This window comes from Candidatus Borrarchaeum sp., from assembly GCF_019058535.1.
Classification (GTDB): Archaea; Asgardarchaeota; Sifarchaeia; order Borrarchaeales; family Borrarchaeaceae; genus Borrarchaeum; species Borrarchaeum weybense.
On record NZ_JAHPYX010000167.1, the window covers coordinates 1 to 7,641 of the forward strand.

Annotated in this window: 6 protein-coding genes; 4 read left to right on the forward strand and 2 right to left on the reverse strand. The window is 40.5% G+C overall.

Annotated elements, in window-relative coordinates; all coding sequences use genetic code 11:
• Positions 1-131 precede the first annotated feature (131 nt).
• Positions 132-1,106, reverse strand: a complete 975-nt coding sequence (locus QVB70_RS09700; protein ID WP_287585537.1) for a glycosyltransferase family 2 protein — start codon at positions 1,104-1,106, stop codon at positions 132-134.
• A gap of 184 nt (positions 1,107-1,290) precedes the next feature.
• Between QVB70_RS09700 and QVB70_RS09705 the strand changes: the two genes are divergently transcribed.
• From QVB70_RS09705 to QVB70_RS09720, 4 genes are all read left to right on the forward strand, one after another.
• On the forward strand, positions 1,291-3,279 hold the full coding sequence (locus QVB70_RS09705) for a phosphoadenosine phosphosulfate reductase family protein (protein WP_287585538.1): 1,989 nt from the start codon (positions 1,291-1,293) through the stop codon (positions 3,277-3,279).
• Positions 3,280-3,342: 63 nt separating this feature from the next.
• The gene (gene twy1, locus QVB70_RS09710) at positions 3,343-4,299 is read left to right on the forward strand and encodes a 4-demethylwyosine synthase TYW1 (protein WP_287585539.1); all 957 of its coding nucleotides are present in this window, start codon (positions 3,343-3,345) and stop codon (positions 4,297-4,299) included.
• A 241-nt stretch (positions 4,300-4,540) separates the two neighbouring features.
• Positions 4,541-5,680 (forward strand): actin family protein, encoded by a 1,140-nt coding sequence (locus QVB70_RS09715; protein WP_287585540.1) that lies wholly within the window; start codon positions 4,541-4,543, stop codon positions 5,678-5,680.
• A 162-nt stretch (positions 5,681-5,842) separates the two neighbouring features.
• The gene (locus tag QVB70_RS09720; protein ID WP_287585541.1) at positions 5,843-6,544 is read left to right on the forward strand and encodes a GNAT family N-acetyltransferase; all 702 of its coding nucleotides are present in this window, start codon (positions 5,843-5,845) and stop codon (positions 6,542-6,544) included.
• 73 nt (positions 6,545-6,617) lie between these two features.
• Here QVB70_RS09720 and QVB70_RS09725 read toward each other — a convergent pair whose 3' ends face one another.
• A complete protein-coding gene (locus tag QVB70_RS09725; RefSeq protein WP_287585542.1) occupies positions 6,618-7,583 on the reverse strand; it encodes a transcription initiation factor IIB in 966 nt (321 codons plus the stop codon).
• Positions 7,584-7,641: the final 58 nt, after the last annotated feature.

A 7,641-nucleotide genomic window follows, 5' to 3' on the forward strand; every position in this document is an offset into this window, starting at 1 on the left:
GGGACTAGAGAAGCATCCCTTGGTGTGTTCTTTAACTCTCCTGATAACGTAGATACCGTCATGTGTGTTCCACCACGACCTCTCTTAGGCTAATCAACCAATTACTCTTGTTCCTCACGGAACAAGCCCCCTCACTTGTTAGGGGGTGATTGACCTTTTGTGTTTTCTTCTTTCCTCTGTATGACTAATTGATTAAGATAATCAACGTCTGTTTTTAAAGATGCAATTGCGTCAGCTAAAAATCCAAATGAGAAAAACTGAATGCCTGCAACAAGTAAGAGGACTGTAAGGAAGAGAAGTGGTCGTGTACCAATACCGCCTTCAAGAAACCAAAGATATACAAGATAAGCTCCAGAAATAAGACCGAGGAGGAAGATAAATGCGCCAAGCACGCCAAACAGTGACATGGGGCGCTCCATAAACATGAATTGAAGTTTTAAACTCATCAAATCCACAAATCCTGCAAATAGTCGACTAGTTCGGTATCTAGACTTTCCATACGGGCGAGGGGCATGTTGAACTACTACTTCGCCTATACGAAACCCGTGATGCTTTGCAAGGGCCAGTATATAACGATGATATCCTTTTCTTAATCTGAAGGATTCTAATACCTCCCGTTTTAGACCTTTGATCCCACAGTTATAATCATGAACCTTTAGTCCGAAGAGAGAACTTGCAAAGGAATTATAGAGACGAGATGCAGCCCTTCTGGACAAAGGATCTTTTCGCTCCTTTCTCCAGCCATTAACAATATCTAATTTTTTCTGAGTCATTTCTGAAAGGATTGCTGGAATGTCTTCAGGAAAGAATTGCAGATCTGCATCTAATAGAATTATGATATTTCCTTTAGAATGGTAAAAACCGTTCATTATGGCTGCAGATTTTCCTTTTGTTGTTGAATGATGATATGCCTTCACCCATGGAATTTCTTGACTTAATTGATCAATTATTGACCCCGTTTCGTCTGTACTTCCATCATCTATAAAGATAAGTTCGCATTGAATATTTTGTAGTCCAGCAAGAGTCTTTTCAACACGTCCTGTAAGAGAACGCAAAGTATTTTCTTCGTTTAAGCAAGGAACAAGGATAGAGACGAAGGGGCTCATAGATGGTTTAGTGCTTTCTACCCTTTTTAAACTCTTGCCAACAAAGGAAGTAGAGAATCCAACCCGTACAATTACGAAATGATGATTATTCTACCGCAAAGTGAGTTACAGAAAGATTTTAAAGGATGAAAAAGAAGTTTCAGAGAGCTCTTGTTGAATGTTCTCTAAGGAGTCTTCAGTAAAAATGCCAAAGAAAGTTTATCTTGGTCCTCTTCTGCTATATTGGTGTTTTCAGTGTAACCTACCTATCTTGGAAATGGAAAACTGCACTCTATGCGGAAGTCCTACTATAAAATGCAAAATCACACCTCCAGGAGATACACGTCCCGCATTTGCTCATGATATCGAATTAATTCGGCAAACTATAGATTTTCAGTTTGCAGGTGAAGGTGTAGGACAAAAATTGATTCCTGACAAGAAACTCGTTGTGCTCAATAAGGCACCTGCACTTGACAGAAGGAACGAAATAATTCTTGATGGAGTCATTATAGGCGCACTTTATTTCGATATACTGCATCAAAGATGGAAGTTTTTGCCTAAGGTTGAAGGAGCAAGGCGGTTATGGCTTGCTGGATGTAATAAGTGGGTAAAAATATACGAAGGAGCAGTTGATCCACTTCTTAAGGGCGCAAGTCTCCTTGCACCTGGTGTAAAGGATTGTGATCCCTCAATTCAACCTGGAGATGATGTGTTGATAATAACTCCATCCGACGAGGTTTTAGCGGTAGGTGTAGCGAAATTCTCAGGAGAGACAATTCTTGCTACAAAGAGAGGTATGGTCGTAAAAATAAAACACCGTGAACCCCCAACTCCTCCAACTATTCATCATGACGGACAAACATGGGATATGGCAGTACAGGCAAACGTGCAGATTTTGAACTCAAGGGCAGAAGAAGCCATTCAATTTATGAGATCCCTAGCTAAGAGTTACAGAAAACCTAAAGCAGTAGCTTATAGCGGTGGAAAGGATAGTTTATGTCTTCTATTATTGGCATTAGAGGCTTTAGAAGATCAGTTTGATGTATTTTTTGCTGATACGGGAATAGAGTTCCCTGAAACAATAGAAAATGTATTTACTACTATGAAAGACCTAGGTATAGAAAACCGATTAATTTACAAAAAGACCGAAGCTGATTGGGATGTTATGCTTGAAAAATTTGGTCCTCCAGCGCGAGATTTTCGATGGTGCTGCAAACTTCTAAAACTGTCTCCCACTGCACAGATCATTAGAGAAAACTATCCAGAGGGAGTAGTAACCTTTCTCGGCGTTAGACGATACGAATCTCAGCCACGTGCACAAGAGCATAGAGTGTGGAAGAACCCCTTTGTGCCAGGACAGATCGGAACGAGTCCCATAAAAAACTGGACTGCACTTCATGTTTGGCTCTATCTGCTTATGAAAAATGCTATTGCTAATCCTCTCTATTATAAAGGGTTTGAGCGAATTGGATGCATTTATTGCCCTGCTATGAAACTTTCTGAATTACATGATATTAAAGAGACCCACGAACATCTTTACAGATTCTGGATGGAATTTCTAACGAACTGGGCGAAATCAAATGGATATGCAGAAGAATGGGCAACACACGGATTTTGGAGATGGAGAACCCTTGCAAAAGGTCAGATACAAGTAGCCAAACAACTGGGCTTACAAACTAATGAGCTTGAATCTCATATAGACATACAACCTACCCGATATGTGATAAAAGAGAAAATTCGCTCTCATAATGATGATTTTTATACAATGGAAGGACGATTTCCATACACATTAGATATTCAGCGGATAGGAAACCTCCTTAATATTCTAGGAAAGAGTTGGACAAATGAAGCGTTTGACCAAGTTAATATGCAAATAAACGAGTCGTCTGTCACCATATTTGCTGATGGAACTTTCAAAGTGAGCACATCACATCTAAAAGCGGGAAAAAAGTTGATAAAAAATCTTGCAAAGATTTTTGCAAGAGCTCAGAAATGTGTCGGATGTGGCTTTTGTGAGATATTTTGTCCTCAAGGAGCGACAATTCTTGATGTACAACGTAATTATCCGATAATCGATGAGAAAAAGTGTATAAACTGTACTCAATGTTTAGATACCTGTCCTTCCCTTTTACTTTTCTCAGAAAAACCATTAATCAAAAAAGATCGTATAGAGAAGGTTTCACCTCCCGTATAAAAAAAGAGTTATAATACAATCCAGTTATTCTAGTCTAGTATTCTTATAATGGGCGCGACAAGAATGTATGGAGAACTTATTCCTGAAAGCGTGAAAAAAACCCTTCTTAAACAAAAATATCATATTGTAGGACGCCATAGCGCAGTAAAAACTTGCCGCTGGGTACGCAAAAGTTTGGTAGAAAACACTGTCTGCTATAAGTCTAAATTCTATGGAATTCAAACACATAGATGCTTGCAAATGACATGTGCCTTGAATTTTTGTACACAACAATGTCTATACTGTTGGCGCTATTATGATAGTTCAATAGATAGAACAAAGATGACAGATATAGAAGTCGATGATCCTCAGGAAATCATTCAAGGTGCATTAATTGAACAAAAACGACTCTTAAGCGGTTATAATCCAAAAGCGCATAACAAAGTCGATCCTTTGAAATATAGCGAAGCGCTCTCTCCAAAACATGTTGCGATCAGTCTTTCCGGAGAACCGACTTTGTACCCCCGACTGGGCGAGTTAATTGAAGAATTTCACCGAATGGACTTCACTACCTTCTTAGTTACAAATGGTACGGTTCCAGAGCGACTATCTGAGATAACAGAACCTACCCAATTATATGTATCGGTTTCTGCGCCCACTGAAGAGATTTATAGACGACTTTGCAGACCTCAAATCCATGACGGATGGCAAAAACTTAATGAAACCTTGGAAATGCTTCATAGTTTCAGCTGTCCGACTGTGCTTCGATTGACGCTAGTAAAGCAACACAACCTAGAGCATGTAGAGGACTATGCAAAGTTAATAGCAAAAGCTGAAAGCGTATACATAGAGCCAAAAGCATATATGTGGGTGGGTCACTCTCGCGATAGGTTAGCCTTATCTCATATGCCAACACATGAGGAAATCCGTGAATTTTCAGAAAACTTGAGTCAATTGACCGGATATCGAATATTAGACGAATCGACCCCAAGTAGAGTTGTTTTGTTAAGCAAACTAGCAGCACCCATGAAACTTATTTGATTATAATGAGGTACTAAGAAAGCTAATGAGTTCAAACAGTGAAAAAGTCGCGTTATTTAACGTTGGGAATATATAGTTTTTTTCATTCCATAGACTGAAACTATCTGCAGACAAGAAGTTGAAATCTAAAGTAGTTTACGATATGGAACATGAAAAACGCAGACTTTTACCACAAGTTTTTTTTAATACGATTAAGTTCTTTTAATAAGTGTTTTAAAGATTTTTAAATGGAGGAAAACCATTGGAAGAAGAAGGAATAACTGGAAAGCCGTTGGTGGTAGATAACGGGACTGGTCTGTCCAAAAACGGCTATGCTGGAGAGGATCAGCCCAGGAGTGTCTTCCCAACGCTCATTGGCTACCCAAAATATAAGTCTATTATGACCGATGTTGAGCATTACGTAAGGGAGTACTATATCGGCGAAGAAGCCTTGAACTTACGAGGTGTGTTGAAACTCATCTACCCTGTAGAACATGGGGTTATCAACGACTGGGATGCTATGGAAAAAATCTGGCATTATACCTTCTATAATGACCTGCGAGTTAACCCTAATGAGCACCCTGTTTTGCTGACCGAAGCGCCACTCAATCCCAAAGTCAACAGAGAGAAGATGACGGAAGTCATGTTTGAAACATTCAACGTACCCGCCGTATATATTAGCATGCAGGCAGTATTGAGTCTGTATGCCAGCGGAAGAACTACGGGTATCGTAGTCGACAGCGGTGACGGAGTGACACATATCGTGCCCATCTATGAAGGGTTCGCCATCACTCACGCCATCTCTCGTGTCGAGTTAGCCGGTCGTGCCCGCACCGAGTATTTAAGACGACTGCTCCGACAGCGAGGCTATTCATTGACCTCATCTGCCGAACGTGAAATCGTCCGTGACATCAAGGAAAAACTTTGTTACGTGGCCCTAGACCCCGAGAAGGAAATGAAATTAGCGGAGAAAGTCTCCGGTATGGAGAAAACCTATACTCTGCCAGATGGCCAATCCTTAGTGGTCGGTCCTGAACGTTTCTTGGCTCCCGAAGTATTCTTCAACCCAGGTGTGATCGGCTTAGAAGCTTCACCAATTGACGAAGCCATCTACCAAGCCATCATGAAATGTGACGTCGACTTGCGCCGCGAACTCTACGGTAACATCGTGTTATCAGGCGGTTCCACCATGTTCCCCGGACTAAAGGAACGCATGCACAAGGAACTCACCGAACTGGTACCCGAAGGCGTAGAGATCAAAATCATTGCCCCACCAGAGAGACGCTACAGTGTCTGGATCGGAGGTAGTATTCTATCGTCACTTAAGACCTTCCAGAAAATGTGGGTGACCAAAAAAGAATACCAAGACATGGGCGCCGCTGCCATTCATCGATGCTTCTAAAGGGAAAACCCCTAAAGAATACGATAGTTTTTTTATCATCTGCGCAACTGAATTTCTGGGTTACCGATCGGCTGATCTTGAGCCAGAGAATGGCAAAAGTAATCAGTCGATCCAAAGCCTTTATATATTTTTTTTGAATTTGTAATCATAACAGGTGATGCTTTGGCTCGATATGCCATTCTCGATGTACTGCGCAGTGAAGGACCTTTAACTCCAAAACAATTGCAAACGCTTATTGGTAAATCACACAGTACAATATGGAAAGATTTAAGAAGCCTTGACAGGCGTGCATTAGTATTAAGACGATATACATTCTGGGATGGCAGAAGACGTGCTTTATATTGCCCAAGAGAGAAGCATTCCGACGGGTATATTTTTGGTATATGGGAACACGATGAACCTAAAGAAGATAAATTACGCGTAAGAACTATTATAAAGTCAGATCTTGAAGTTCTAAGAGATTTTTTTTCAGATATTGACGTAACTTATTTGAAAGGTGCATTGAACGTCCCTGATAATTTATACTGGGTATATGTCGCTGAACACTCAAATGAGATTAAGGGTGCGATGTTAGCTTTTGAATCTCCAGATCACGTAGAGGTATTAAGGATCTTTGTTGAAAAACAATTTCGAGGAAAAAAAATTGGGACACAATTAGTTAAAAGCCTAATTACAAGTAAACCATTGCTTGCAGAGGTCTTTTTAAGAAATAGAGCAGCCTATCTATTTTTCGAATCTTTAGGATTTAGGACAGTTGGACATTCAGAACAAGATGATAATCCAACAGAAATCCTGAAACGAGAACATATGGAGCATAATTCTTTAGGAAAATCTTTCAATGAGATGGATGTTCTAGAATCGTGAACGAATCATCTTAAAACAGATCCACCGCCGTTTTTCTTAAGAAATAATAAAAAAAAGTATAGTGTTATAGAGGTTATACGGCAACTGCGATTTGAAGGTTTTTAACTAACTCTTTGTAGCGGTTTCTGACTGTCACTTCTGTGACTCGTGCAACTCGTGCAATTTCGCGTTGTGTTCGTCGTTCATCTTCTAATATTCCAGAGATATAGAGAGCTGCTGCGGCCAGTCCGGTTGGATCCTTTCCAGCAGTGATCCCGGCTTTTTTAGCCGTTTCAAGAATTTTAATAGCCCGCCCCGACACTTTTCCTGAAAGCCCTAATTCATTTGAAAAGCGAGAGATAAAGTCAATTGGTGTACTGATAGGAATTGCCACATCAATAGTTCTCACGAGCTGTCTGAAACACTGTCCTAGTTGTTTTTTATTAATGCGTGAGTTTTCTGCAACTTCATCTAAGGTCCGAGGAATTTTTCTGATGCGACAGGCCGCATACAAGGTAGCTGCAACCATGACTTCAATGGTTGTACCGCGACTCATTCGTTTTTCCAATGCTTTTCGATAAATAATCGCAGCCTCTTCTTTAATTGATCGTGGAATACCCATTTGACTCGTCAAGCGATCCAACTCACTCAGTGCTTGAATGAGGTTTCGCTCGCGAGAACTATGCGTCCTAGTACGTCGTTGCCACTTTCGCAGACGATAAATTTCAGCTCGTCGACTAGGTGCAAGTTTTTTTCCATAGAAGTCTTTGTCCTCAGGACCAATCATAGTAGATAAACCTTTATCGTGAATGGAATAATTAACAGGGCTTCCTACACGACTTCTTTTCTTTCGTTCTTCTGCCGTGTAACTGCGCCATTCAGGCCCCAGATCCATCATATGTTCTTCAATAACCAATCCACATTTGTTACAGATGATCTCACCACGAGCCTCATCACAAATCACATCAGTTGAACCGCATTCAATACAATAGGCTCTAGTACAGGAGTCCTTGTCGTAGTTAGATGGGCGTTTCTTCTTAATCCCTAAAGTTTCATCCATTATAGATTACACTCCTCTACTTTTCAGTAAACTCAAATAGCGCGGATTGGTTTACGGA

What these genes read in the sequence shown, in the direction of transcription:
- QVB70_RS09700 (WP_287585537.1), bottom strand. Translation starts at nt 1,106, where the DNA reads ATGAGCCCCTTCGTCTCTATCCTTGTTCCTTGCTTAAACGAAGAAAAT.
- QVB70_RS09705 (WP_287585538.1), top strand. Translation starts at nt 1,291, where the DNA reads ATGCCAAAGAAAGTTTATCTTGGTCCTCTTCTGCTATATTGGTGTTTT.
- twy1 (WP_287585539.1), top strand. Translation starts at nt 3,343, where the DNA reads ATGTATGGAGAACTTATTCCTGAAAGCGTGAAAAAAACCCTTCTTAAA.
- QVB70_RS09725 (WP_287585542.1), bottom strand. Translation starts at nt 7,583, where the DNA reads ATGGATGAAACTTTAGGGATTAAGAAGAAACGCCCATCTAACTACGAC.